Origin of the sequence: Pseudaminobacter soli (ex Li et al. 2025), from assembly GCF_003012705.1 — a bacterium.
Classification (GTDB): Bacteria; Pseudomonadota; Alphaproteobacteria; order Rhizobiales; family Rhizobiaceae; genus Pseudaminobacter; species Pseudaminobacter soli.
Map to the genome: position 1 here is coordinate 58952 of NZ_PXYL01000020.1, position 25630 is coordinate 84581.

General features: G+C 59.2%; 20 protein-coding genes and 1 pseudogene. 16 read left to right on the forward strand and 5 right to left on the reverse strand.

Annotated elements, in window-relative coordinates; translation table 11 throughout:
* Nucleotides 1-149: 149 nt before the first annotated feature.
* Nucleotides 150-1562: an HlyD family type I secretion periplasmic adaptor subunit gene (locus tag C7I85_RS25595; protein ID WP_106726829.1), complete on the reverse strand. Its 1413-nt coding sequence runs from the start codon at nucleotides 1560-1562 to the stop codon at nucleotides 150-152.
* Nucleotides 1559-3328, reverse strand: a complete 1770-nt coding sequence (locus tag C7I85_RS25600; RefSeq protein ID WP_106726830.1) for a type I secretion system permease/ATPase — start codon at nucleotides 3326-3328, stop codon at nucleotides 1559-1561. Before C7I85_RS25600 ends, C7I85_RS25595 begins: the two co-directional genes overlap by 4 nt.
* Nucleotides 3329-3522: 194 nt before the next feature.
* Between C7I85_RS25600 and C7I85_RS25605 the strand changes: the two genes are divergently transcribed.
* The 13 genes from C7I85_RS25605 (at nucleotide 3523) to C7I85_RS25665 (ending at nucleotide 18980) form a co-directional block, all read left to right on the forward strand.
* Nucleotides 3523-4092: a winged helix DNA-binding protein gene (locus C7I85_RS25605; protein ID WP_181257389.1), complete on the forward strand. Its 570-nt coding sequence runs from the start codon at nucleotides 3523-3525 to the stop codon at nucleotides 4090-4092.
* Nucleotides 4093-4135: 43 nt separating this feature from the next.
* Entirely contained in the window at nucleotides 4136-5356 is a 1221-nt protein-coding gene (locus C7I85_RS25610) for a glycosyltransferase family 4 protein (protein ID WP_106726832.1), read from the forward strand.
* Nucleotides 5357-5568: 212 nt separating this feature from the next.
* Nucleotides 5569-7041, forward strand: a complete 1473-nt coding sequence (locus tag C7I85_RS25615) for a DUF6212 domain-containing protein (protein ID WP_106726847.1) — start codon at nucleotides 5569-5571, stop codon at nucleotides 7039-7041.
* Entirely contained in the window at nucleotides 7028-9700 is a 2673-nt protein-coding gene (locus tag C7I85_RS25620) for a glycosyltransferase (RefSeq protein WP_106726833.1), read from the forward strand. The genes C7I85_RS25615 and C7I85_RS25620 overlap by 14 nt, the downstream gene beginning before the upstream one ends.
* A 41-nt stretch (nucleotides 9701-9741) precedes the next feature.
* A complete protein-coding gene (locus C7I85_RS25625; RefSeq protein WP_106726834.1) occupies nucleotides 9742-10920 on the forward strand; it encodes a polysaccharide pyruvyl transferase family protein in 1179 nt (392 codons plus the stop codon).
* 41 nt (nucleotides 10921-10961) lie between these two features.
* The gene (locus tag C7I85_RS25630) at nucleotides 10962-12134 is read left to right on the forward strand and encodes a polysaccharide pyruvyl transferase family protein (protein ID WP_106726835.1); all 1173 of its coding nucleotides are present in this window, start codon (nucleotides 10962-10964) and stop codon (nucleotides 12132-12134) included.
* 43 nt (nucleotides 12135-12177) lie between these two features.
* Nucleotides 12178-13278, forward strand: coding sequence for a glycoside hydrolase (locus C7I85_RS25635; RefSeq protein ID WP_181257391.1), 1101 nt, complete (start codon nucleotides 12178-12180; stop codon nucleotides 13276-13278).
* A gap of 84 nt (nucleotides 13279-13362) precedes the next feature.
* Entirely contained in the window at nucleotides 13363-14358 is a 996-nt protein-coding gene (locus tag C7I85_RS25640; RefSeq protein ID WP_106726848.1) for a hypothetical protein, read from the forward strand.
* Between the two features lie 121 nt (nucleotides 14359-14479).
* The gene (rfbA, locus tag C7I85_RS25645) at nucleotides 14480-15361 is read left to right on the forward strand and encodes a glucose-1-phosphate thymidylyltransferase RfbA (RefSeq protein WP_106726849.1); all 882 of its coding nucleotides are present in this window, start codon (nucleotides 14480-14482) and stop codon (nucleotides 15359-15361) included.
* Entirely contained in the window at nucleotides 15354-15917 is a 564-nt protein-coding gene (rfbC, locus tag C7I85_RS25650) for a dTDP-4-dehydrorhamnose 3,5-epimerase (RefSeq protein ID WP_106726837.1), read from the forward strand. Before rfbA ends, rfbC begins: the two co-directional genes overlap by 8 nt.
* An 8-nt stretch (nucleotides 15918-15925) precedes the next feature.
* The gene (gene rfbB, locus C7I85_RS25655; RefSeq protein ID WP_106726838.1) at nucleotides 15926-16993 is read left to right on the forward strand and encodes a dTDP-glucose 4,6-dehydratase; all 1068 of its coding nucleotides are present in this window, start codon (nucleotides 15926-15928) and stop codon (nucleotides 16991-16993) included.
* Nucleotides 16990-17949 (forward strand): dTDP-4-dehydrorhamnose reductase, encoded by a 960-nt coding sequence (gene rfbD / locus C7I85_RS25660; RefSeq protein ID WP_106726839.1) that lies wholly within the window; start codon nucleotides 16990-16992, stop codon nucleotides 17947-17949. Before rfbB ends, rfbD begins: the two co-directional genes overlap by 4 nt.
* A 23-nt stretch (nucleotides 17950-17972) precedes the next feature.
* Nucleotides 17973-18980: an NAD-dependent epimerase/dehydratase family protein gene (locus C7I85_RS25665; RefSeq protein ID WP_106726840.1), complete on the forward strand. Its 1008-nt coding sequence runs from the start codon at nucleotides 17973-17975 to the stop codon at nucleotides 18978-18980.
* On the opposite strand, the gene C7I85_RS30695 is transcribed toward C7I85_RS25665, so the two are convergent.
* Both C7I85_RS30695 and C7I85_RS25670 read right to left on the reverse strand, forming a co-directional pair.
* Nucleotides 18947-20422: a DUF6212 domain-containing protein gene (locus tag C7I85_RS30695; protein ID WP_146148963.1), complete on the reverse strand. Its 1476-nt coding sequence runs from the start codon at nucleotides 20420-20422 to the stop codon at nucleotides 18947-18949. The two genes, C7I85_RS25665 and C7I85_RS30695, sit on opposite strands and share 34 nt — an antisense overlap.
* Nucleotides 20419-22497, reverse strand: a complete 2079-nt coding sequence (locus C7I85_RS25670; protein ID WP_106726841.1) for a glycosyltransferase family 2 protein — start codon at nucleotides 22495-22497, stop codon at nucleotides 20419-20421. The genes C7I85_RS30695 and C7I85_RS25670 overlap by 4 nt, the downstream gene beginning before the upstream one ends.
* Before the next feature lie 1163 nt (nucleotides 22498-23660).
* Here C7I85_RS25670 and C7I85_RS32375 point away from each other — a divergent pair.
* The 3 genes and pseudogenes from C7I85_RS32375 to C7I85_RS31835 all read left to right on the forward strand — a co-directional run.
* A pseudogene (locus C7I85_RS32375) lies at nucleotides 23661-23780 on the forward strand (hypothetical protein); the annotation flags it as partial.
* A gap of 123 nt (nucleotides 23781-23903) precedes the next feature.
* Nucleotides 23904-24659 (forward strand): hypothetical protein, encoded by a 756-nt coding sequence (locus tag C7I85_RS31830; protein ID WP_245445109.1) that lies wholly within the window; start codon nucleotides 23904-23906, stop codon nucleotides 24657-24659.
* Between the two features lie 162 nt (nucleotides 24660-24821).
* Nucleotides 24822-25400, forward strand: a complete 579-nt coding sequence (locus C7I85_RS31835) for a hypothetical protein (RefSeq protein ID WP_245445110.1) — start codon at nucleotides 24822-24824, stop codon at nucleotides 25398-25400.
* Between the two features lie 48 nt (nucleotides 25401-25448).
* Here C7I85_RS31835 and C7I85_RS31410 read toward each other — a convergent pair.
* Nucleotides 25449-25630: hypothetical protein (locus C7I85_RS31410; protein ID WP_210203082.1), on the reverse strand; the 182-nt coding region annotated here is incomplete at its 5' end.

Sequence of the window (25630 nt, forward strand, 5' to 3'; positions counted from 1 at the left end):
TAAATTGCTTCAAAATTTGAACTAAAATCCAGGCACGTCCGTTTAATGAGCCACGCGTCACCGGCCCGCGTGCCGGGCCGGCAGAGGGCTCATAGGCTTTGGGAAATTTGGGGCCGATACCCGCAAGCCGAGCTCGCGGCGTGTTGAGGCTAGTCTTCCCTGAACGCGCGATTGAAGCTGTCGGCGACAGGAGATACCAGGTAGTCGATCGCTCGGCGCGGCTTGTGCACGATTAGCACTTCCGCCGGCATGCCGGGATAGAGGCGCATGTCCGGATTCGCGGCCAGCGAGTCAGGGTCAACTTGCGCTCGCGCGACGAAATAGGCCGCATTCGACTTTTCATCGACCGACTGGTCGGCGGCTACATAGGTAACCTTACCTGCCACGGGCAGGTGCGAGCGCTGGTTGTATGCCGTCAGCCGGATCTGCGCCTGCGAGCCGACCGCGATGCTGGCGATATCGCGCGTGCTGACATGCATCTCGATGAGGAGCGGTTCGCTTTCCGGTACGATATCGAGCAGCGCCTCGCCGGGGGTCACAGCACTTCCCGGCGTGCGCACACGGATATTGGTGACGATGCCAGCCTGGGGAGAGCGGATCTCAAGGCGGCGCAATACGTCCTTCGCGGCGACGATCTTCTCCTCGACATCTGCGAGCTCAAGGCGGGCTGTGGTGATTTCGCCGGCGATGTCCGACTGAAAGTCGCGTTCAATTCCCGTCAGCGTGAGTTCGGCGCCGGCCTTGGCTTTCACCGCTTGCGCTCTTTGACCGGCAAGTTCGCCGCGCGAGGCTGCGAGTTCGCTGAGTCTTGCTTCGATCTCTATGAGCTTGGAGCGCTGGGCGAAGCCTTTACCCACCAAGGTTGCGATGGCAGTTCTCTGTTCATTGATGAGATTGATCTGCCGGTCGACGGCTTCGAGCTGGATGGTCAGGAACTTCGACCGCTCGGCAAATTCCTCGATAGTCGTCAGCTGGACGCCGCTGCGCCCGTCCTTGGACTCGCGGCGCTTTTGGAAGTACGCGCGTTCAGCCACCATGGCGTCAGAGATTGCAGCGTCGCCACCGCCGCCAAATTCGTCGGGAAAGTTTATCGCCTCGGCGCCGGCCTGCTCCGCCCTTAGCCGCGCCAGCTTGGCAATCAGGCCGATTCGCCGGCTCTCCAGACCTTGGAGATCGGCGCGGGCCCGCGTGTCCTCGAGCTTTACCAGAAGCTGTCCGGCAGCGACCTGATCGCCCTCCTGCACCACGACGCGGCTTAGGACGCCGCCCTCGAAATGACTGACCGTCTTGCGCTTCGAATCGACGATGACCGTACCGCCGGCTACCGAGGCGCTGCTGAGGTCGGTAAAATACGCCCAGCTGAGAAATCCGCCGAACGACACCAAGATTGTCGTGAACCCTGCGACAACAAGGCGCCGGAGCGGCGAACGGCCTCTGCCCTCGGCCATCTCCAGCTCCATGGCGGTTACAAGTAGCGGCGTCCGCGGGTGGTGTTCCGGAACATCGGGCCTGCGGACAGGCTGAACCTCGGTCCGTGCCAACTGCATCGACTTGCGCATCATGATGCCACAACCTCGCGCGAAGATTGAGCGGACGTCATCGAAGCAACCACATCCGTGCGCTCTCCGAACTGGGTGATGCGCCCGTTTTCCAGGACCAGCAGTTTGTCCGCGACCTCCATGATTGTCGGCCTGTGGGCGATCATCACGACAATGGCGCCGTCGTCACGGGCCTTTTCGATCGCGCGGACGAGCGCGCGCTCGCCGATGGCATCGAGATTGGCGTTCGGCTCATCCAGCACGATCAAGCGGGGGCGGTCGTAGAGGCAGCGGGCAAGTGCGATGCGCTGCCTCTGTCCGCCCGAAAGCGTCAGGTGGCCGTCGCCGACCGGCGTGTCGTAGCCCAGGGGGAGGCGGCCGATCATGTCGTGGACATCCGCCAGCCGAGCGGCCTCGAGCACCCTGTGCGGGTCGCCGTCTTCCATGCGCGAGATGTTGTCCCGGATCGTCCCTTCAAGCAGCGAAACCGATTGCGGAAGATAGCCGGCTATGCGGCCGAAGGAGCCGCGCTCCCAGAGATAGACATTGTTACCGTCCAGGAAGATGCCGCCGGAAGTGGGCTTGATGACGCCGACGAGCAGCCGCGCCACCGTCGATTTACCCGCCGCGGAGGGGCCGACCAACCCCAGCACCTCGCCGGGGGAAAGGGAAAAGGAAATGCCCTTGATGATCGGCACGTCCATGCCCGGCGCCGCGTATACCAGCTTGTCGACGACGAGGTCGCCGTGTGAATGCGGCGTCGGCATGGCCTGGCGCACCGCCAGGTCCTCGTTCAGGGCCGTCTCGAGCCGACGCCAGCCGGCGATTGCCAGGACCCATTGCCGCCAGTTCTCGATAATGGAATCGAAGGGCACGAGCAGCCGGCCGACAAGGATGCTTGAGGCCATCATGGCGCCGGGGCTGACTTCCTGTTCCAGCACGAGCAGTGCGCCCGTTGCGAGCGTCACGGTCTGGATGATGTAGCGGAGCACGCGGGTGATTGATGACATCGCCTTGCTCCTGCTTCCGCCACTTTCAAGCGCTTCCAGCGAATGCATCTGGGCGCCGCGCCATCGCCGCGCCAGCGCCGGTAACATGCCCATCGCCTCGATCGCCTCCGCGTGGCGAAGTGATGCGGCAATTTTCGACACTGATTCGATGTTGGCTTGGCTTGCCTCTTTCACGAGTTGACGCGTGAGCAGGTCTGTAACCACACCGCAGCACAGCAGCAGTGCCACCGAAATCGTGCCAACCACGCCGAATAAGGGATGCAGCAGAAACAGGGCGCCCAGAAAGATCGGCGACCAGGCGGCATCGAGGGGAGCGCTGACGGCCGGCGAGGTGAGGAAGCCGCGCAGGTCCGACAGGTCCCTAAGGGACTGCGTTGCGCGGGAAACCCCCTGGTTGACGGAGGCCTGAACGGCGGCCGTCAGGAGCGGCAGGTTCAGCCACCGCGTCACGGCGCTGGCCATCGCCTGGAACGAAAGGGCACGGATGAAGTCAAGCACGCCGCTGACCATCAGGGCGCCGACCGCCAGGACCGCCAGCATGACGAGGGAATCGATGCTCTGGCTGTTCAGTACCCGTTCGTGTACCTGCAGCATGAACAGGGGCATCGTCAGCTGCAGCAAGTTGATGCAGGCACTCAGCAAGGCTGCATATAGGAGCGTCACGGCAAACACACGCCTCGCCTGCAAAACCAGCAACCTCGGATTGAGCGTCCCATTTTGGGCCACAACCGACCCATTTTGGCCCTTGCCAACTGGGTTTTTTCGAACAGTATCAAGCATGGGCGATTTGGCCTGGGGCTACCGTGTTTAATGATTTGAAGGTGTTATCTGCGTCGCATGCAGAATGTATTGCAATATCTCTGTCGTCAGTGTGACACAACAATGATGGCACAAACAAGAGCGGGGTCTTTGGGTGGGGTGTTGTTTAAGTTTACTTCAAGTTTTGAAGTAAATTATCAAGAAAGGAGAGAGGGATGACTGAAGGACTTCTCCACCCGTCCATGGGTTTGGAAGATGCAGTTTTACTACGGAATGGGGGCGATAGACTGCGCGTCGTCCCTGACGAGCCGCGCCGTGACCAGCACAGCGACGCTCCGCAGGCCTCATGTTTCGACCTGGCTCGTCTGCTAGATCGGTCCAGCCGGCGCTTCTCGGGCCTGATAAGCGCGGAGCTTACGCGGTTGGGCGTCGACGACATCGGACCTGCCCAGGTGATGGTTCTGTTGGCCATCGGCGATACTGAGCTCTCGGTCGGCGAACTGCTCGATCGCGGCAACTATGTAGGCTCGAACATCTCGTACTATCTGAAGCAGCTGACCGAAGGCGACTACATCGCTCGTGTCACCTCCCAGCGCGACAAGCGCTCGGCCCGAATCAGGCTGACGGAGAAGGGCAGGCAGCTCTGTGCCGACCTGAAGGAAGCGGCGAAGGCCTTCGAGCGCACCTTTTGTGTCGAGCAGGACTTGCAGGATCTGGCGGTCGCCTTCCAGGCGCTGCACCGCCTCGAGTTGATGTGGGCCAATGCTGCGCGCTTCGGTGCCTGAGGTGCGCCTGAAGGACAGCTCGGGGCTGCGGAGCTAGCCAGGCATGCATGTAGCATTCGTGCACCGGCGCGGCTTCGGCCAATTCGCCGCCCTCGCCGCACATCTGGCGAAGGCGGGGAACGAGGTGAGCCTTGTCGCCGAAGCGGTGGACCAGCGGATCCCGTCGGTTCGTGTCGTACGGCATCGGTCGGAGGCGGGTCCGCGGGCGCATCCGCTGATGGCCCGCCATCTCGGCATACCCGATCACCATGTTCGGATCGGGCACCGTGTCGCCGAGACCTTCGACGCGATGGTGCGCCAGGGCCAAAGCCCGGACATCGTCATCGGGCACATCGGCTGGGGCAGCATGATGTTCGTGAAGGACGTGCTGCCGCGTGTGCCTGCACTCGGCTATTGCGAATTCTTCTATCGGGCCGAGGGGGCGGATGTCGGATTTGCCCCTGATGATCAGCCCGATCTGGAGACGCGCAAACGGCTCAGGCTTCGCAACATGGCCCAGCTCATTTCGCTGGACGCGCTGGAGGGCGGCTTAAGTCCAACCCAGTGGCAGAGGAGTGTTTATCCGGCCGATGCGCGAGCGCGCATCACTGTGTGCCATGAGGGGGTGGACACGCGGCGCTTCCGCCCAGATCCGGCGGCTTGCTTGAAGCTTCCGGACGGGCGCGTGCTCAAGGCCGGCAGTCCGCCCATTGTCACATTCGTCGCACGCGACCTGGAGCCCTATCGCGGCTTCCCGCAGGCACTGGAGGCGGTGTCCAAGGTCGTCAGGAAACATCCCGATGCCTTGTTCATCTTTGTTGGCGGCGACGGCGTGAGCTATGGAACGCCGCCACCTGGCGGGGGAGCGTGGAAGGAGCACCTTCTCGCATCGCTGGATCTCCCAATAGACAGAGTGCTTTTCCCCGGCGTGATCCCGCACCCGGTCTTGCGTCAGCTTTTTCAGATTTCCGCGGCTCACGTCTATCTGACCTACCCCTTCGTCCTTTCCTGGTCGGTCCTGGAGGCGATGGCCTGCGGCGCTCTCGTCATCGCGTCCGACACTGCGCCCGTCCAGGAGGTCATCTCCTCGGGGCACAACGGCATCCTGGTGCCGTTCTTCGACACGGATGCTCTCGCCGAATCCATCCTGGAGGCGTTGAAAAGCCCGGACAGCTTCGCCGAGCTGCGGAACGCCGCGCGCCGAACGATCGAGCAGCGCTTCCGGCAGGACGAGTGCATCGCAAGCCAGACTGCTCTGATCGGAAGAATGATGCGGGCGGATTGAACTGCCGCCGAGCATACGCAGTTTGCGCGAATATTACTTCAAGTTTTTAAGTATAGTTTGCGGGATTTACTCCCGTATTTTTGTTGTTGTCTGAAGAAATATTTATTGATAGGTGTCTATTCGATTGAATGCCAAGGCGTTCTTGAGATCGATTGCCAGTCAATCGTTTCAATGTGCAATGCTATTATTGAGGATTTTGCGTGCAAATGTTGATGTCTTCTGGCGGGAAGCAGTCGACGACAAGTATAAAGCTGATTGCCGCGTCAGATCTCGACCGGGTCAATGTTGAAAAGGCCGGAATAGATCATCTTGTCGTCTACCTTAATGGCGGCACACGTTCGCAACCGACCCTGAAGAACACCTTTCCTCTCATTGCCGTCGCCTTTTCCGAGGAAGCCGAAGCTGACCTGAGGGGTGCTTTAGTCTCGCTCCGGCGTCTTGCCACGGTTCCGGAAGTCTCCATCCAGCGGCTCGATGTGCGAAACGGGGCCGAGATGTGCGCGCTTATTCGCACGCTGGCCGAGGGCGGCCTGGGGCGGCTGTCACGGTTCGCCGCCTCGATGACCTCGGAACTCGCAATGCTTCGCCGGGACCGCGAAGTGCTGTTCGAAAGCTACCGCGCGCTCGAAGATGCATTTCAGGTGCACAACTGGGAGCCAGTGACGGAAGTGTTCGGGCACGATCCCTATGTCGACCCAAAGGACGAAGGCATCGGCCAGTTGCTGTCGAGTGCCCATGTCGAGCAGCTTCTGCCGGTCTCCAGCCGGGGCGTGGCCGGCATCGCCCTCCATCTCAATTCGGTGCCGAAGGACGGCGCCGAGCTGGTTGTCACGCTGAGCTACGTCGAGAGCCGCGAAGGCGTGGCCGAATGGAGCGTTCCCGCTTCAAAGCTCGTGGCGAACTGGAATTTCTTCTCGCTGCCGCGGGCGTGCGGATGTGGGGCGAAGACGTTGCGGCTGCGGGTGTCGACCACGGGGCCAGAGGCGGTGGGGCTATCGCTCGGCTTCCCGATTGCCAGTGAGCGCTACACGGCGCAGTCGGATGTCTCGCATCCTGACCTGGATCGCAGGCCACTGGCATTCCGCGTGTTCACGGGGCTGCCCGGCGTCCGGCCAACACGAATGCCCAACATGATCGCGCCCACCGACCTCCTCGACGGCCAGTTCATCGAAGACTACCGGCTGGCGCCGGACCTGCTGAGCCGAATCGTAGATGTTTCGGTCACGCCGGTCGTGCCCGAATTCCAGACCGTTCGCTTCCTCGAGCACGAGCACGCGGTGGTGTGTCATCCAATGCAGAGCGGAATTTCTGCCGGCGCCGTCAGCCGTGCAGTCGAGCCCGGAACCATTTCGTTCTCGGCGAGCGCCGTGATCGACCATCCGAAGGGGGCTCCGGCGGCCGTCAGTTTCCTGCTCGCCCCGGCAAACTCCAACGCACGGTCCGAGGTGGCGGAGCTGGTGCGCAAGGGCACGGCAAAAGCGTCGGCCTTCTTCAGCGGCTGGCGCGAGGTCGGCCCGGATCAAGCGATCAACATCAATATCCATATGGACGAGCCGGTGCGCGCGCATATGGATCTTATGATCCTGAGCCGTGCCGTCACCGATTCAGTCGATTTCTCCTGGCTCAAGGTGTCGGGCTTCCGGCTGGTCAAGCAGTCGGGGGAGGCGGTCAATGTCCGCCAGTAAAGACGATCTGATTGCGGTGGCGATGCCGCTTTACGGCCATGCGGCGTTGGCCCTCGAAGCGCTGGAATCCGTGCTTGCTTCGACGGTATCCAACTGTAGGATTGCCATTGTCGTCTCCGTTGACGGAGACCCGCGGCACGAGGCTTTCGACCTGCTACTGCTTTATGCCGCCAGCCACCCCGAAATACATGTGGTGTTCGGCCCGAATGCCGGGCCGGGCGGCGCGCGCAATCGCGCAATCGACTACGTGCTCGAAAACCTGCCGGAGGCCAGGGCGCTCTATCTGCTCGATGCCGACAACAGGGTCCTGCCGGGCACCATCGAAACCCTGTACCAGCAGCTTATCTCGAGCGGCTGCGGTTGGGTCTATACCAATATCGACACCTTCTCGGTGAACTGGCGTGCGCACTATGGCAACCGCTATTCGCGGCTTGTCCACTGCATCACCGACAATATCTGCGACACCGGCTCGATGATCTCCATCGACGTCTTCCGCGCGGGCGTGCGCTTCAATGACGACCGACAGAACGGCTTCGAGGACTGGGAGTTCTGGCTTTCCTGCATCGAGCACGGCTTCGTCGGCCTCCCGTCGCACGACACCACCTTCGAATATCGGCTGCGGGCGGAAAGCCGCTTCAAGGAAGCCAACCGCGAACGTGCCACTTCCGTCAGCTTCCTCAGGAAGCGTCACAAGGCGTTGTTCCAGCGTCCGATGCTTGTCGAGTTCGAGCACGAGGAGTGCCCGCGCTATCTCTTCGCGCGGACCGAAGATGCCGCCATCTCGTTCTTCACCGATCCCACCAAGCCGCCGATGATGCTTCGCCTCGACGACATCATACCGGATTTCTGGGCGAGCATCGGCGAGCCGGACAATGTTCACTTCCCGCCTTTCCTCATGGCAGGCAGCGGCGCGACGCTCGACCTTTTGCGACGGTCGCGCATGCTGCCCAACGTGCTTTGCCATCTGGAGCGCCTGAGTGAGAGGGCGAATATCGTCTTCGTCCAGCTCGGTAACGATGCGACGCAGCGCAAGATCGAACCGGTGGTGTTGGAGTCGGGTGCATCGCTGGCCGCGTCCGCGGACCTCATCTTCATTCCGACGGCGCTTGTTCGCGACGTGATCCAGAACAATGCGCTGGACTGGTTCGCCTCGATCGGCCATGAGCAGATTTGGCCCACTTCGGCCATCCTGAAGGTGCGATTCCCATTCCCGAGGAGCCTGCCGCGGCGGTCGCTGATCACGCCCCAGCAGGTGATGATAAACTGTATCAACGCCATTGCCACGAGCCCGCTGCGTCGGACTGCGGGCGGGCGCTGGACGTGGCGGCCGGCGCGGCTTGTGCCTTTCGCGGAACTTTACAAGTCGCTGCGGAAGGAAATCGGCGGCTCGCCCGTCCTGCCGCTTGGCCACAGCGACGGCAAGCGCACGGCTGCGCTGCTCGTGCCCAATGCTTCATTCGGCGGTGCCGAAAAAGTGGTCTATGCGGCCGCGCGCGAGCTGAAAAGGGCCGGGTTCGAGACCCACCTCTTCGTACTCGGCACACAGCGTATGGACGTCATCGACGAGTTCGACGCGAGCTTTGATCATATCCATTTCTGGAGCGAGGGCATTCCGGCCTGGGGAGGCTCGGGCCAGTTCCTCGGCCAGGACTTCATAGCCGAGCACCACGAGGTCGAATGGAGCGCGCTGAAAGGACAGCTCTCGGGATTCGACCTCATCATCAACAACCACGTGATGTCGGTCCATCCGCTGGTTGCGCGGTTGCGCTCGGAGGGAACGCGCACGGCCTGCTATCTTCACGTCGTCGACAACACCTCTTTCAAACGGCCGGCTGGCCAACCGTTCGCGGCCATCGCCCATGAGCATTGCTACGACGCGTTCCTGACTTGCTCGGAGCAGCTCAAGATCTACCTGCGCAGTTTCGGTGTTCCCCTCGAGAAGGTCTTCGCCGTGCCCAATGGCGCGAGCTTTACGGTGCCCCCCAAGGCGCTTGCCGATGTGCTGTCAACAAGGAGGTTGGAGCGGAAGGATGAACGGCTGCGACTGCTCTATATGGGACGGTTCGACCAGCAGAAGGGGATCGACCGCCTTGCCGCGACGATCGCCGAGCTGCATGCCGCACACGTCCCCGTCGACATGCGGGCGATCGGAGGCGAGATTCTCGCCGATTCCACCGTTTCCTGGACGGAGCAGCTGAAGGACCTCGGCGTCGACGTGCATCCTCCGGTCTTCGCCAGCAAGGAGCTGATCAGGGCGCTGGGCTGGGCGGATGTTCTCGTCATGCCCTCGCGTTGGGAAGGCGCTCCATTGATGATCGCAGAAGCTCAGCAGCTTGGCTGCGTTCCCATCGCAACCGGGGTTGGCGCGGTAGGCGAACTCATCACCCATGGCGAAGACGGCATCCTCATTGAGGCCGATGTCGACTCCCAGGTAGTGCGGCAGATGGCCGGGGTCATCGAAGAGGTCGCCCGCGATCGCCGCAAGCTCGCTCCGCTCATGGAAGGCTGCGTCAATTCGGCGGCGCGCCGGTCGTGGACAAGCTCATTCTCGGAATTCCTTGGCTGGTGCGACGGCGCGGTGAGTAATTCATCGCTGTCGCGTGCCTCGGTCATGCGCCGGCGCGTGGCGTCCGACGTAGAGGTCACGACGGTGGGCTGAAGGGCTTCCACCAGTTCTATCAAGCAGAAAGGTTTAGTTGTATGCGTCCAAGGATTCTTGTGACGGGCATTCCTGGCCACTATTCGCGCCTTGCAAACGGCGCCGACGGATTCGCCGTCTCCTATTCGGAACGGCAGAAACAACCCGAGACGAAAGACGAGTTCCTGCAGGAACTGCGAAATATCAGCAATACCGGCAACTATCTGATCGGCGAAGGGGCTTTGCGTGCGCTCGCACCGCATGCGAAGCAGGTGCCGTTCTGGCATCTCTACAATTGCAGCCGCAACGGGGATGGATTCGAGCAGTTCAACTCCAATTTCGACATCTGCGTCTTCACCTGCGCAAACCTGTTGCGCAAGGGGCTCTCCGCCGATGCGGAAGCTGAAGTGCTGAGCAAGCTCAAGATGCCGATCGTGATGCTGGGCATCGGCCAGCAGAACCGGAAGGATCTCGAAAATGCGCTGCCAGAGGGTACGAAGCAGCTCCTGAGCGTGCTGAAGGACCGGGAGCACTATTTCCTGACGCGCGGTCTTGAAACTGCCGGCTTCCTGAAGGACCAGGGCTTCTCCAACGTCCGGCCGACCGGCTGTCCATCCGTCTATTTCATGCCGGACAACATGCGCCGGTCGCTGAGAAAGCTCCCCGGCGTGCAAATTGGCAAGGCGCGGACCATCTTCTCCGGCTACCTCGGCGCCAACCACGATGCGATCGTCGACGCCAACGCGCTGGAGCCGCAGGATTCGGTTCCGCAATATGTCGTCCAGGACGAGTTCCTGCACTTCGACATGAAGGTGGAGCCAAATGCCGAGGGACGCGTCTACGACTCGGCCTCCGGGAAGACGATCGGCGATCTCGCTTATCCGGGCACCGACAGGCTCAAGAAGCCGTTCGATGTGCGCACGTTCTTCGACACGAACCAATGGCGCGCCTGGGCCTCGTCAATGGACTTCAATTTCGGCCGGCGTTTCCACGGCTCGATCATTGCGATGCAGGCGGCGGTGCCAAGTCTCATGGTCGCGGTGGACGATCGCATGCGCGAGATGCTGGGCTTCACCGGCCTACCGGCCGTCGATGCGGCGGATATCGACAAGGCCGAAAACCGGGCCGAGTTCGTTGCGGATCATCTGGCCGGCCTCAATGCGTCCGAACTGGTCGACCGCTACTCGGATCGGGAGCGGAACTTCCGGTCGGCACTGCGCGAAATCGGCATTGGGCAGTAGCGCGCGACCAGGTCTCAGGCACAATTCATCAGGAAATTAACATGCGCATCCTGCTTACAGGCATCCCGTCATATCTGCAGCGAACCGTGGCGAGCGTGTCGGGGGCGGAGGTTCGCCACAGGCCTTATTTCGACGAGATCAGGACCAAGTCGGAGTTGATTGAACAAGTCAGGAAGATAGCCAATACGGGCAACTACCTGATTGGAGAGGGCGCGGCCTATTGCCTTAAGGCGCATGATGTCACCTATGTCCCGTTCTGGCACCTTGCCCGCAGTTGCAAGTCGGAAGACGTCTATGAGCGCCTAAACCAGGAGTTCGACATTTGCGTCTTCGCCTCGGCCAATCTTCTGCGGCCAGGCTACTCCGCCGATCTGGAAGCAGAAGTGTTCGGAAAGCTGAAGATGCCCGTCGTGGTCATGGGCATCGGCATCCAGCGAAAGGAAGGTCTCAAGGAGAAGCTCCCCTCCGGCACCCTCAAATTCCTCGATGTCCTCAAACACAAGGAAAGCTTCTTCCTCACTCGCGGCTATTTCACTGCCGAGTTCCTGAGGGAACAGGGCATGAAGTTCGTGCGGCCGACGGGCTGTCCGTCGCTCTATTTCTCGCCGGCGGGGATGGAGCGTTCTCTCGCTGCCCTCGCCAACCCCGAACTGGCGCATGCACAGAAGATTGCTTTCGGCGGGTACCTCGGGAGCGTGGCCGATACGATCGTTGACGCCCATGCGCTGCTGAAGCCTACAAGCGTGGCAAGCTATGTGGTGCAGGACGAACTGGTCGCCTACAATCTGTCCTTGCCCGTCGACGATGACGCGCCTGCCTATGACAAGGCAAGCGGCCGCATCACTGGGGCAACTTCCTACAAGCATTCCGAGAAGTGGCAGAGGGACCATGAACTCATGGTCTTCTTCGACACGAACCAGTGGCGGAACTGGATCGCAGCCCGCGAATTTTGCTTCGGCCGACGGTTCCATGGCTGCATCATCGGCATGCAGGCCGGCGTGCCGGCACTCATGATCGCCGTAGATGATCGCATGCGGGAAATGTTGGAGTTTGTCGGATTCCCCTACATCGAGGCGGCGACGTGGAACCGTGAGGTGGACAAGAAGGCTTATCTCGCCAACTTCCTTTCCAAGATCGATACGCAGGCCGTTATCGACCGGTACTCGGCCTGCGAAACCAACTTCCGCAGCGCACTCAGCCATGTGGGCCTCTAGTTTCAATGTCAGGAGGACAAGGCTAGTCGGGCCTTTGCTTGGCATGTTGCTGGCTGTCTGGGGCATCGTCTCGCTGCCGGTTGCACATGCCGGCGAGACGCCGACCACGCGCATCGGGGTCAATCGCCTAAACCTCGCCTGGTTGTCGCGACGCGACCAGGAGAGGGTGCTCGGGGAGATGGCCACGAACGGAGTCACGCACGCCCGTCTTTCGCTGTCGCGGCCGATAGACAAGAGCATCGAAGGCCTCGAGATCGCAAGCCAGCTCGGCATCCGTATCCTTCTTGAGATCCAGTTGACGAATAAGAGCTACTTTCCCGGGACGGCTCGTCCCCGTACCGGCTTCGGACGGATCTGGGATGTCCACCGGCTCTCGGAACTCGATCTCGACCGGTACCGCATGGGATTGCGCGACGCTCTCCGCCGCATCGATGCCCTGGGCATTCGTCTGGAGGCGATCGAGCCCGGAAACGAGATCAATTTCAGCGCCTACAATGGCGACCTCCTTGTCTATCGTCAGCCCGGCGAACGGACCCCACGCAGCATCGCCGAGCTGGCGGGCAGGGCGGCTTTCGAGCAGGGCCTCGACAAATATGTGGAGGCCTTGAAGATCACGCGCGAGGAAGTGCGGGCTACCGTTCACAGCAGCGACGCCGCCATCGTCTCTGCCGGCCTTTCCGACCTCAGGGCCGACTGGGCTGACGGGAGAGGCATGGAGCGGCTCGATCCGCACGAGGTCATTGCCCTGCTGCGCAAGCGGGGCATCGACAGCTTAGTCGATGCCTATGGCATCCACGTCTATCCGGGACAGAAAGCAGCGCCCGCTCTCTCCGAGCGGGTGAGGCATATCCTCGACTTCTGCCGGACTGACAATGCTGGCCGGCCCTGCTGGGTGACGGAATGGGGGATAGCGAATACGGTGCGCGACTGCCCCGTCGACGACCGGAAGCGAGAAGACGCAGTACGAGCCGTGCGCGCAGTCTTCCAGCAACTGACGGATGAACGGCGACTGACGGCAGCATTCTACTACGATTGGGACACCGAGCAGTCATACAGCCTATGGCGTTGCGGCCGGCTAAGTCCTGCCGGAGCGCTCGCCGTCGCGCCGGCCGGAGCCCAGGAGACGCGGACAGTACTGCCGTGAGCTGCGCGCGCTACCTGCAGACGGAAAATATAGTGAAGCGGCAATCCCTATTGCCAGAGTATTTCCAAAAATCGGGAGTTGGACTTGCTAATCTATTCCGATGAAAATCTAGAGGTATTTCATAGGTTGGGATCATCGACCTATGTTCTCGCAACCTTCAACGAAATGGAGATGCAGGCAAATGGCAGCCGCTTCTGGGGGCAGCGGTTTTGCGAGAAGGCTGACATCACCGCTCTCGGTTTCATTAGCCGGCGCCCCAACTGGTTCCCGGCGGCGAGCATGGCGAAGGCCAGCGTCGCGGCAGCGCCGATCCTGAGGCATGCATCCGAACGCATCCTTTACGGCCACTCCCAGGGCGGCTACGCGGCGCTCCGCTATCGCCGGCTCCTTGATGCCGATGTCGCAATCGCCTTCTGTCCGCAGATTTCCATCGATCCCAGGACGGTCGCCTTCGACGGCCGCTTCACGAGCCACTTCGCGCCCTCACTTCATGAAGACATGGAGATCGCGCCAGTGCATGCGGCCGGCCGCGCCTATGTCTTCCATGATCCGTTCCATGCCGTCGATCGTGAGCACGCGGAGCGGATCGCTGCGTTGCAAGAGGGGACACGGCTCGTCCCGGTGCACATGACTGGTCACGGCACTGTTCGGGCCTTCGCCGGAACAGCGCGCGGGCTGGCGCTTATCGAGGCCTGCCGCGCAGACGACTTATCTGGCCTGCACGCGCTCGCCCGCGCTGTCCGGGTTGGAGCCTCCATGCGGCCCTACCAAGTTGCACTCACCGCGATCGCTCGCCATCCGGTCTGGGCCGACCGGCTCCACACGCGCCTCGGCAACGGGTTTTCGTCCGTGCAGCGAGCCAACTTCCTCTACCACCGGGCAAACCGCCACATCCGCGATGGCGAGTTAGAGACCGCGCGCGACATGCTTGTCGAGGTCATAGCCCTTCAGGCGGGCAATGCCGGGCCTGCTCGGCGTCTGCAGGAACTCGATGCACGCATCGCCGGAACGAGCCAGACGGAATTCCATGAGCAGCAGCCGGCGGGGGCGTCTGTCAGAGAATCGAGGATGCGCGCGTAAGATTCCGACCCTGTGGCAGCGGCTCGCTCAGCGTCCGTGCCACCTCGAAGAACGCGGTCCGAAAGCAGAGTTTAGGCAGATGATTGGCCAAGCAGGAAGCAATTATCGGAAGGAGCCTTCTGTGAAGGGTATAATTCTGGCGGGCGGTAGTGGGACAAGGCTTTACCCAGTTACACTCGCGGTATCGAAGCAGATACTGCCAATCTACGACAAACCGATGATCTACTACCCGCTGGGCGTTTTGATGCTGGCGGGTGTACGGGAGATACTTGTTATCTCGACGCCGCAGGATTTGCCGCAGTTTCAGCGCCTTTTGGGCGATGGTTCCGCCTTTGGCATTTCGTTGTCTTATGCTGAGCAGCCCACACCGAACGGATTGGCCGAAGCCTTCATCATCGGAAGCGAATTTATCGGCAACGATCCGGTGGCGCTCATACTGGGCGACAATATCTTTTATGGCGATGGCCTTTCACAGCACTGTCGGGCTGCTGTGAGCCGTACCAGCGGGGCCTCCGTCTTCGCCTATCAGGTCGAGGATCCGCAGCGCTATGGCGTGGTGTATTTCGACCGTGAGACCCAGCGGGCGCTCTCCATCGAAGAAAAGCCGGCTCAACCACGTTCCAACTGGGCCGTCACCGGGCTCTATTTCTACGACAACTCGGTAGTTGAGATTGCTCAGTCGGTCAGGCCTTCGGCAAGAGGTGAACGCGAGATCACAGATGTCAACAGAGCCTATCTCGATCAGGGCAAGCTGCATGTCATGCGGCTTGGCCGCGGCTACGCCTGGCTGGACACGGGGACGCACGACAGCTTGCACGATGCGTCATCGTTTGTTCGTACGATAGAGCTTCGTCAAGGCATCAAGATCATGTGCCCCGAAGAGATTGGCTTCGAATTGGGTTGGTTGAGCGAAGCTGAAGTGCTGGCCAGGGCGGCCTCCTTGGGCAAGACCGACTATGCACGCTACCTTGAGCGCCGGGTTCGGGAGCTTGCCCATGGTTGATGTGCTAAGCCTTGGCCTGGACGGTGTTTTTGAGATTCGTCCGCCAAAGTTCGTTGATGCACGAGGTTTCTTCTCGGAAACCTGGAATGCTGCAAAACTTGCAAAAGCCGGCATCTCAGTCGATTTCGTGCAGGACAATCACTCGTTTTCGCGCATGCGGGGCGTCATGCGCGGCCTGCATTTTCAGATGCCACCGTTTGCGCAGGACAAACTCGTGCGCGTTCTGCGTGGCTCCGTGTTCGATGTCGCAGTCGATATTCGTCGAGGCTCGCCGACATTTGGCAAATGGACAGCCGTCACGCTTTCAGCTCGGCAATGGAATCAGATCCTCGTGCCCAAGGGCTTTGCGCACGGCTTTGTCACGCTCGAGCCCGATACCGAGGTTGTCTACAAAGTCTCGGCTCCTTATTCGGCACCTCATGAGAGGTCCATACGATCTGATGATCCCGATATCGCGATAGACTGGCCGGTCCCGGCGACCGACATGGTTCTGTCTCCCAAGGACGAAGCCGCGCCGTTTCTGGCTGATCTAGAAACCGGATTTAACTACCGGTGAAGCACACGTTGACGACAGTCCTCGTTACTGGTGGTGCGGGTTTTATCGGCTCTGCCGTCTGCCGCCATCTGATCCACACCGAACGCTATCGCGTCGTCAATCTCGACAAGCTGACCTATGCCGGCAGCCTGGCATCGCTTCGCGACATCGAGGGTCATCCGAACTATGTCTTTCACCGCGCAGATATTTGCGACACCAAGTCTGTGAGACGGATATTGGTTGCCGAAAGGGTCGATCGGATCATGCATCTGGCGGCTGAAAGCCATGTCGACAGGTCCATCGACGGGCCGATGGCTTTCGTGAACACCAATGTCGTGGGAACGGTAAGTCTGCTTGCCGCCGCGGTCGATCATTGGCGTAATCTTGGTGATGACGCACGCATGGGCTTCCGCTTCCACCATGTTTCCACAGACGAAGTATTCGGGGACCTGCCGTTCGACTCCGGTGTCTTTACCGAGGAAACCCCTTACAAGCCGTCCTCGCCCTATTCTGCCTCGAAGGCGGCGTCGGACCATTTTGTGCGCGCCTGGCACGAAACCTATCGGCTGCCGGTCGTCATCTCGAACTGCTCGAACAACTATGGCCCGTTTCATTTTCCGGAAAAGCTGATCCCGCTCATCATCACGAGCGCTCTCGATGAGCGTCCTCTGCCCGTGTATGGCCGGGGCGCCAATGTGCGTGATTGGCTGTACGTTGAAGACCACGCCCGTGCGCTTGAAGCGGTGATGAGCAAGGGGCGTGAAGGTGAAAGCTACAATATCGGCGGTCGGGCGGAACGTACCAATCTCGAGGTGGTCCGAACCATTTGCGCCCTGCTCGACGCAAAGCGACCCCGCAAGGGGGGAGGTTCATATACGGATCTCATAACATTCGTCGCTGACCGACCGGGGCATGACCGGCGTTATGCCATCGATCCCGCAAAGAGTGAGCGCGAACTGGGATGGTGTCCGCATGAAACCTTTGAAACGGGGCTCGCCCGTACGGTCGACTGGTTTCTGGACAATGGCTGGTGGTGGAAACCGATCCGTGAGCAGCTATTCGACGGGACCCGTCTCGGACTGCTGAGTGTCGGATGAAAATCCTCGTCACCGGAATGAATGGGCAGTTGGCTCGGTCACTCGCGGCCCGGGCGCAAGGCGGTGGTATCGAACTCGTGCTCGCCGGCCGGCCGGAACTTGATCTTGAGAACCCTCTGACGTTCGCCCCGATATTGAAGTCCGTCGCGCCTCATATGGTTATCAATGCAGCCGCGCATACCGGAGTTGATCAGCAGGAAGATGAACCTCAACGAGCGTTCAGGATAAACGCCGAAGCGCCGGCCGAATTGGCCCGACTGACGCGATTGGCGGCTATTCCCATCATCCAAGTTTCGACAGACTACGTGTTCGATGGCAAATCTAGTGAACCGTATGTCGAGTCGGATGGACCCAATCCACAAACGGTCTACGGGCGCAGCAAGCTTGCGGGCGAACAGGCGGTCCGTTCGGAGAACCCAGATCATCTGGCTGTTCGGACGGCCTGGGTCTTCAGTCGATATGGTCGAAATTTCGTCAAGACGATTTTGTCCGCGGCGCAAAAGCGCAAGCGGCTTCAGGTGGTCGTGGACCAGTTCGGGAACCCCACTGAAGCGCACGATCTAGCTGACGGTTTGCTGGCGGCAGCGCGCTTCTGGCGCGACCATCAAGGCTTTCCGCAAGGTCTCTATCACTTGGCCGGGCAAGGCAGGGCGAGCTGGTACGAAGTGGCAAGGCAAGTTCTTGAGGTTAGCAAGGCGATGGGAGGCCCGATCGCCGAGGTCGAGCCGATAGTCAGTGATCAGTGGGTGGCCAAGGCCTTGAGACCGGCGAATTCCGAGCTGAATTCAGAGCGCTTTGCTAACGATTTCGGCTACAGTGCTGGAGACTGGCCAGATCGTGTCTCTTGCGTGGTGGGAAATCTCATCAAAGACTCAGTGATTGGGCAGGATACTCAGGAGGCAGACAGAGTTTCGGTCGCTCCACAGTTCTCGAAACCCACCGATGAGGCCGTATAAAACACCGTGCTGCGGATGGCTAAATGGATCACCCACAACATTGTCTTGTGCTTGGCGGAGGCGGTTTTATTGGCACCCATCTCGTCAAGGCTCTTCTGTCGCACGGGAACGTAGTCACGGTCCTAAGCCGGTCTCCGGTCGAGCAGGTTCGCAGGCGGTTCGCAGATACCGCACCAAGCGACCAACTGAAAATCGTGCAAGGCAGCTTCGACGACGAATGTCTGCTGGAATCGATCCTGCCAATCTGTTCGTCTTGTATTCATCTGGCTGGAACGATGGTTCCGGCAGCTTCCATCGAGGACAAGATTGCCGACATTCAGGTCAATCTTGCCGGAACTGTAAGGTTGCTCGAGGCGGCTCGCCGCCACAGCCTGTCCAAACTGGTCTATATTTCTTCCGGCGGCACCGTATACGGGCAATCCGATGCAGACTGTATCCCCGAGGATCATCCGACGGATCCGATCTCCGCCTATGGGATTACCAAACTCGCCGCAGAGAAATATCTGCGTCTATTTCACCGCCTGCATGGGTTGCCATCAATCACATTGCGGCTGGCCAATCCTTTCGGCCCCGGACAGGCCGAGAAAGAAATACAAGGGGCAATTGCTGTTTTTGTCGAACGGATCATTCAGGGAAAGCCGATCGAAATATGGGGCGACGGTAATATCGTTCGCGACTATCTGTTCATCGACGACGTCGTTGATGCCATTATCCGTACGTTGAATTATTCCGGCATGGAAACCATCTTCAACATCGGCTCAGGTCAGGGAACAAGTATCAATGAGATATGCGCGCGAATAGCCCATCATCTCGCTCCCTTTGAAATCCATCATAAACCGACACGCTCCTTCGACGTGTCGCGAAATGTGCTGGATATCAGCCGTGCTGAAGCGCACCTTGGCTGGCGCCCTCGCATATCCCTGGATGAAGGGATCTCCCGCTATGTGGCGTGGCGCCTGGCGCAACGCCCATATCAGGCAATCCATCCGAAGAAAGCTCAGGAGCTCGCAGTATCTGTCTGCGGCAAATAGGGAAGATGGGAAAAAGCGACCCGCTCGTTGAGCGTCGCCTCGAGGCCGCCGAAAACGACCTTGCCATGATCGAGCTTTCCACCTTCTGGAAGCCGCGAAAAAAGATGTAACTCGATAGGCTCAGATACCACACTTGGCAAAGCCAACCGCAAATCGAAAGTTCGTATAGGTTCGGACAATTCTGTCCACTCCGTCACGGCAAGTGCTGCCGTCCCATCTTCAACCTCGTCGATATTCCGGCCTGGAAGACTTGCCGCCAAACGAACGAGCATCTTTGTCGTGCAAAGCGCATCATCTATCTTTACCATGCAGTTTAAGGCCGCAAGTCCAGGAAGAGCAGGCAGATAAATGCGGGCTGAGGATGCGGGGTTCACCTTCAGCGGGCGCAAAAGCAACCGCCCCGCTCCGAGATAGTTGAAATATGGATAAGCCCATGTCAGCGGTCGTGTTGTTTGAGCCGCGGCAACCAGATGGTCGGAAATCTTGACCACGGCTGGCGAGAATGACGTGTCTGACGATGGCGATTGATAGCTAAGCCCCGGAAATCCGCCCCACATTCTCATTCGAAGCATGTTTCTGGTGATATCAGAACCAATGAACGCATATTCGTTCATCAGTCCCGCAGGCGAACAGGTCAATTCCGGAGGCTGCCCGTCACCGTGTGGCTCAACGGCAAGTTCGACAATCGAATCCATCCGGGCCGAAACAGCCGGGAGACGCAAAGCTAGCCATCCGGGAAAGGTTTCCGAGTAGGGTATGCGCCACTGCGCCAGCTCAAGCCCCGAACTTGGCACCTGCAACTTCACAAGTAGATGGCCTGTGCCAAGTCCAGCATTCGACACATGTAGATCGACCCCGAGAATGCCCCGCGCACCCGTGAGCAAGGGTTGAATAATCGCTCCTGTTACGGAGGCAGCTGAAGAGAAGAAAGGCGTTTCAAAAATCAGGCGCGGCGGAGCAGCACGTAAATTCTTCAACAGAACTTCAAGTTCCGGCGGGACTCGCACGTGATGAGCAAGGCCTTCTCGCAGTGCCGCCAGATCTTCCAGCAGCGTCTGGTTCATTCTGGTCAAACGATTGTTTTCACGCAAGGTTTGGCCCGCTACTGCGCCGATCAAATGCGTTGCGTCACCGTGCACAAAAACCGGCCCCCGACTGGTTCCGCTGGCGCGCTCCCACCACTGTTTCAAAGCATCGATGGATGGATGCGAATGTGGGACCCAGACCGCCAGAACGTTGCTTGGCGGCATTTCTACCGGAAAGGCAGGCTCATCGTCCTCGGAAAAACGGAAGACGTTTCCGTCAGCAGTGGTTGTTGTGAGCCACTCAACAGGAAGGTCGGGCAAGCTGATATCTTCATTGCAGGCCTCTGTCCTGACGACCACAATCTTTGGGCCCCCTGAAAAGAGGGTCGACAACAATTTTGAAGAAGCACTGATCATGAGAAAACATCAGCTGTTTGTTGAAAATTATGCATGGCGGTTGTGATCGTCCGAGTTGGAAAATGTTCTTCCCAAACCCTCAATTTTCCCGCTGGATAACCAATGGCCCGGCACAAATGGAGGACATCGACAGTTTCCGGGAAGATGGTGTCGTATGCCTGTTCGAAAGCCGAGCCGGCAACAGCCGCATTGGTTGCCCCGGCTTTAACATCTTCAATAAAGGCCCATGTCCTCACACCCAGTTTTCGTAAGGCGCCAGCCAAGAGATGCAGCACACGGCCTCGAACCGATACCACTTTCGAAAAGGCAGCCAGGGTGCCGAGCGCTGCCTGACGATCTCGTCCGTCAAGCAAAGGCAAATCCGTTCCCATATAATTCTGCGTAAGGTCCGAATGATTACCCAGTGACGGCAGCGGCAGGGATATGATTTCCGCAAATACATCCAGATCGGCGGATGGCCCGACAAAGGTAGAGCCGAAGCATAGGAGATGCGGGACCAGCCCATGCGCGCGAACTGATATCGCAAGTTGTGTCGCTTTCGCGATATCGTCGTGTTCGGCCCGATCCAGCACAAACGCTATGGCATTCCCGGCCTGCATGACAGGAAGCGACGAATAGAGTCGAAAGAACTCCGGATAATAGTCTCTGGGCGACGCAGCCTGTGCGCGATAGCGATCATAGGGAACACTATGCCAGAAAGACCGACTCCCCTGTTCGGCGACAGTTGCCAATGTCGAAGATAAGGCGGTGAAAGCGTCCGATGCGATCGGCGACGCGTCTATCTGCGCTACGTTTGGAGCACCGATTTCGAGCGTGAAATGACGGCTGCCAAATGGCTTGACCGTATGCCAATGGTTGCCGAAAGCAAAACCGCCTTCGGGAAACTGCTCGGCCAGCAAGGCGCCAGCCTCCACTGCCCATACATGAACGGGTTGTGACGGGAATGGTACGGAAAGTTTATCGGCCCTGGGCAAATCGGCGGATGTCCATGCAAGAGAAACATCAACTGCCGTCCGCACATCAATCGTGCAACTCGTGCTCGCCGCCTGCTGAAGCGCGCATTCCAGGATCCAGAAAACACCAGCCAGCAACTTCATGTCCGACAGCAGATCATATGTATTCTGCTCCAAAACAATGAGATGACCGGGGCAGCTTCCATAATCGGGCTTCTCTGCGGCCCGCAGCAGGCTCCGTAAGTATTCCTCCAGCACTACCGGCGCAGAGGGATCGGAAGTCGCCGTCATGTACCGCACGAGCCTCGTATCCGGATGATAGACCGCGTAGCGGGCCCGTCCCTTTATCTCACGCTCTTGAACCGCCTGTATTGAATAGAGGGAAGTATGCTTTTTACGGATGTAATCGAGAATAGGAGCAATATCCCGCTCGGCCTCAGTCAACATGCTCTCGCCACGCCGCCTATAATGAAAGCCGGCGTTGGGAACATGAATGCCGTGATACCCCATCGAAAGGCCCTGCAGCCAGAAATCCCAATCCTCGACACCCTTCAGCATTGCTTCATCAAAACGGGCGCCAGTGTCCAGCATGCGCCGCGAAACCATGCTACCCGCTTCGCAGAAGCTGCGGAAAAGATGTTCAAGCGACGAATATGGTCCCGACATGTCGCTGAAGCTTGCAAAGCCGAATTTGTCGACGTCCGTATAGACCCAGCCCGCGTGATTATCTCCGGCCCGTAATGCGTGCACCAGCCTCCGCAGAAGATGAGGACCGATATGGTTGTCGCAATCGAGAAAGAAAACAGCTTCGAGAGCCGGAAAGGCACGAAGGGAGAATTCAAGTCCGGAATTGCGCGCAGCACTTAGCCCCTTATTTGCCTTGCTGAGGTAGAAGACCTTGCCGGGATATGAAGCGGCAAAGTTCTGACAAATCTCATGCGTTTCCGGCACAGGACAACCGTCATTTACAACGACAACCGCAAATGGAAAATCGCATTGCTGTCCGATTGCGGAGTGTAAGGTCTCAGCAGTCAGGGCGGGTTGCCCATATGCCGGTATCAAGATGACCGCACGTATATCGCTTTTATCGCATGGTTGATCGCTTCGCGTCTGCACTGTCATGTATCCCGCAAGAAAAGCATACCGTAATGAGTCAATTTCATAATCTGGTTTCGCAGCCGACCTAGCACCCGCTTCAAGGTTTGTGAAATGAGAGCCGCGTGGCCGTGTCCGTCAAGTCTGATCGTGGTGTTTCATCCTTCAGGCTCATCCTCGAACCTGTACGATGCCGCTGGCGTCGAATTCATGCCCGATAACGGTGGCGGGCGCTGGCGTACGCCTTCGGAAGGATTGACGTTCGACATCCATCTGGCGGCAGCAGGACGCCGGCGGCGATCTTTGGCGTTGAAGACAAGGCATCGAAGCGCAAAATCAAGCCCGCCGCCTCGGGCGAGACGACGGGCCTGTTGCCTGGGCGTTCAACGCCTCGGTACTCTCTACTCAGCCGTAGACGCCGCATCGTGACCCGTCTTGGTCAAGAATCCTTTAACGTGGCGTATACACGAGGCTCCGATTCCACTTTTGCCGGATTTGCGATCTCGTGATCGTGTGGCAGCGCTATCTGCGCGCCCTGCGCTTCCGCAGCAGAGGCCCGGCGACAGGCCGCACCATCGGGCCGCACCTCCGACTACCGAAGCGGGGAGTTGTGTGGCCGTTCCGCATCAATACAGCGAAACCAAGCGGACACAGCCGAGTAAGCCGTTGACAACCCGGCCAATCTCGAAAAGGCTCTCATCGCTCAGATGTACGTGGGCCCTTCGTACCGGGGCAGTTCATCCGGCCTGGGCCTGGACGCAGGTGAAGACACCTGTGGCGGGCTCGTATTGAGAGATTTCGGCGTCAGCTTTGCGACGCAAGCCCTTTTCCGGTTGGTAACAAACAGGCAAAAAAAAGGGCTTCCAATGAAATCGATCTTCCAAGACATTTGAAGGTTGGACAATCCGGGATTACTTCGGATCTGCATTCACTGCCAATCTAATTGGTCGCGTTGCATGCAGCTACACTGGCTTTTGGAAGGCGTTGATTATGGGTGACTATACCAATCAATCACTCACAACACGGTGATCCTGAAGACAACGCACCTAAAAGCACTGAAGAGAGTTACGCAGTGGCTTTTAACGCAGGACGAGATTGCGGCCTCGCTTGGAGGGATAACAGTGTCTCAACGAATTAAATGGATGGCGGCATCGGTCTGCCTGGCTTCGCTCGTGATGTCAGGGTCCTCGATGGCGGGAGGCGTATGCGAGGTGAGCGGAAGCGCGGGTTTTGGGCCAGACGCACCTGGACAAAGCGCTTTTGCGTGCGGCTACGAAGCAGTGGCTTCAGGCGACGGTTCGACAGCGGTGGGCACAGGAGCAGGAAGGACGAACACAGGAACACAGAACGTAGCGGTCGGCTTTCTTGCTGGCTCGGGCGTTCCCGGCTCCCGTAACACAGCAACAGGGGCTGGTGTGGGCGGCCCGTTCGGGTTGGACGCTGGTGCAGGGTCATTCGTAGAGGGCAACGACAATTCCGCTTATGGTTTTGTGGCAGGCCGATTTGTCTCAGGAGATGACAATTCTGCTTTTGGTTCGCAAGCGGGCCAGCATGTGACGGGCAGCGGCAATTCAGCCTTCGGCGCTGGTGCGGGGGGCAATGTCAATGGGCACAACAATATCGCCATAGGCCAAGGCGCTGGCAACGACATATCCGCGAGCAATACGATCTCGATTGGACTAAATGCGACCGCGGGGCATGAAAATGCCGTCGCGATCGGTGCGGGGGTTGCGACAACGCGCAATAATCAAGTTGCAATTGGAACAGATAATTCAACTTACACTCTTGCGGGCGTTGCGTCCGCTGCAAGCACCGCTGCACAGTCTGGCCCAACTTATCTCTTGACGACTGATATGGAGGGTAACCTTGCGGCCTCGACAATCAGCGGCAAACAAATACAGGACACGATTGTGGGTCTGCATCGATTGTCCGGCGAAATAGACGAAACCCGCACCGAAGCACGCCAAGGTATTGCGGCGGCGATTGCCATGGCTAACGCTCCGATGCCCTCTCAGGTTGGCAAAACAAGTTGGGCGACGAATGTTGGCCATTTCAAAGGCTCGACCGCGTTTGGCGGGTCGCTCACACATCGTTTCGACCTTGACGTCCCGATGGCATTCAGCGCCGGCTATTCCTATGGTGGTGGCACCAGCCACGCCTTCAGAGTCGGGCTGATGGGCGAGTTTTGATAGATGCTTGGCAGAACGTGGCAGCGCGAGCGAAGGTCGCGAGAGGAAACGTTCCGCATTCCTACATTACAGAAATACACTCGGTCCCATGACCTTTTTGGGAGCAACGGCTTTTTCTGTGTAGGGAGACGCGCGGCTACAGCCGTTGTCATCGGCGCGGTCTTGGGCGGAATTCTGCCCCTCTACTGCGGTGACCTTCAGGCTCAGCCAACCCAGACCAAAAAGTCCGAGAAAGCGGACAAGCCACGTACGCCTACGCCCGCGAATATCGATCGCGATGGGGTTCTGATCCTAGTACGCAGCGCGATCCTCGCCCTCGATCACGCAAACAAGACTGGCAACTATACGGTGCTACGAGATCTCGGCGCCCCGGGGTTCCAGAAGAACAGCTCTGCCCAGCTAGGTGAGTTCTTCGCGTCGCAGCGCAACCAAAAGCTTGATCTCGGCGGGATCCTGGTCATCGAACCGCATCTTACTCTCATGCCCCAGATCGAGCCGAACGGAATGCTGCATATGGCCGGCTACTTCCCTTCCGTTCCGATGCAGGTCAATTTCGAACTGCTGTATGCGCCAGTCGAGCGGGAGTGGAAACTGTACGGAATCTCAGTCAATCTAAGTCGTGGCGGACCACAGGCGCCCGAGACGCCGCCAGAGCCAGAACCCACAGTGTCAAATGATATTGAAACAGCCGTTCCCCCGAACGCGACCTTTGAACTGGCCGAGCCGACCGGCAGTCACTGATTGACTGGCCGATCAGGTTGGCGAAGATGGCTCAGTCGCAGGGAGAGTTTAGCTCTGGATCGCAGCAGTCCGAAGCCGGACCACCTCATAGGGGCAGGCCACGCGTGGTCTGCCCCCTGAAAAGTGGTCCTCCCTGAAGTAGGCTCGTGAGCCGTTGGAGAGGACATTGGAATGCCCCAGAAGAAGCACAAGCCCGAAGAGATCGTCGCGAAGCTGCGCCAGGTTGATGT

Excerpts from the sequence above, each read along its gene's own strand:
- C7I85_RS25595 (WP_106726829.1), bottom strand. The coding sequence starts at position 1,562 with ATGATGCGCAAGTCGATGCAGTTGGCACGGACCGAGGTTCAGCCTGTC.
- C7I85_RS25600 (WP_106726830.1), bottom strand. The coding sequence starts at position 3,328 with ATGCTTGATACTGTTCGAAAAAACCCAGTTGGCAAGGGCCAAAATGGG.
- C7I85_RS25605 (WP_181257389.1), top strand. The coding sequence starts at position 3,523 with ATGACTGAAGGACTTCTCCACCCGTCCATGGGTTTGGAAGATGCAGTT.
- C7I85_RS25610 (WP_106726832.1), top strand. The coding sequence starts at position 4,136 with ATGCATGTAGCATTCGTGCACCGGCGCGGCTTCGGCCAATTCGCCGCC.
- C7I85_RS25615 (WP_106726847.1), top strand. The coding sequence starts at position 5,569 with ATGTCTTCTGGCGGGAAGCAGTCGACGACAAGTATAAAGCTGATTGCC.
- C7I85_RS25620 (WP_106726833.1), top strand. The coding sequence starts at position 7,028 with ATGTCCGCCAGTAAAGACGATCTGATTGCGGTGGCGATGCCGCTTTAC.
- C7I85_RS25625 (WP_106726834.1), top strand. The coding sequence starts at position 9,742 with ATGCGTCCAAGGATTCTTGTGACGGGCATTCCTGGCCACTATTCGCGC.
- C7I85_RS25630 (WP_106726835.1), top strand. The coding sequence starts at position 10,962 with ATGCGCATCCTGCTTACAGGCATCCCGTCATATCTGCAGCGAACCGTG.
- C7I85_RS25635 (WP_181257391.1), top strand. The coding sequence starts at position 12,178 with ATGTTGCTGGCTGTCTGGGGCATCGTCTCGCTGCCGGTTGCACATGCC.
- rfbC (WP_106726837.1), top strand. The coding sequence starts at position 15,354 with ATGGTTGATGTGCTAAGCCTTGGCCTGGACGGTGTTTTTGAGATTCGT.
- rfbD (WP_106726839.1), top strand. The coding sequence starts at position 16,990 with ATGAAAATCCTCGTCACCGGAATGAATGGGCAGTTGGCTCGGTCACTC.
- C7I85_RS25665 (WP_106726840.1), top strand. The coding sequence starts at position 17,973 with ATGGATCACCCACAACATTGTCTTGTGCTTGGCGGAGGCGGTTTTATT.
- C7I85_RS30695 (WP_146148963.1), bottom strand. The coding sequence starts at position 20,422 with ATGATCAGTGCTTCTTCAAAATTGTTGTCGACCCTCTTTTCAGGGGGC.
- C7I85_RS25670 (WP_106726841.1), bottom strand. The coding sequence starts at position 22,497 with ATGACAGTGCAGACGCGAAGCGATCAACCATGCGATAAAAGCGATATA.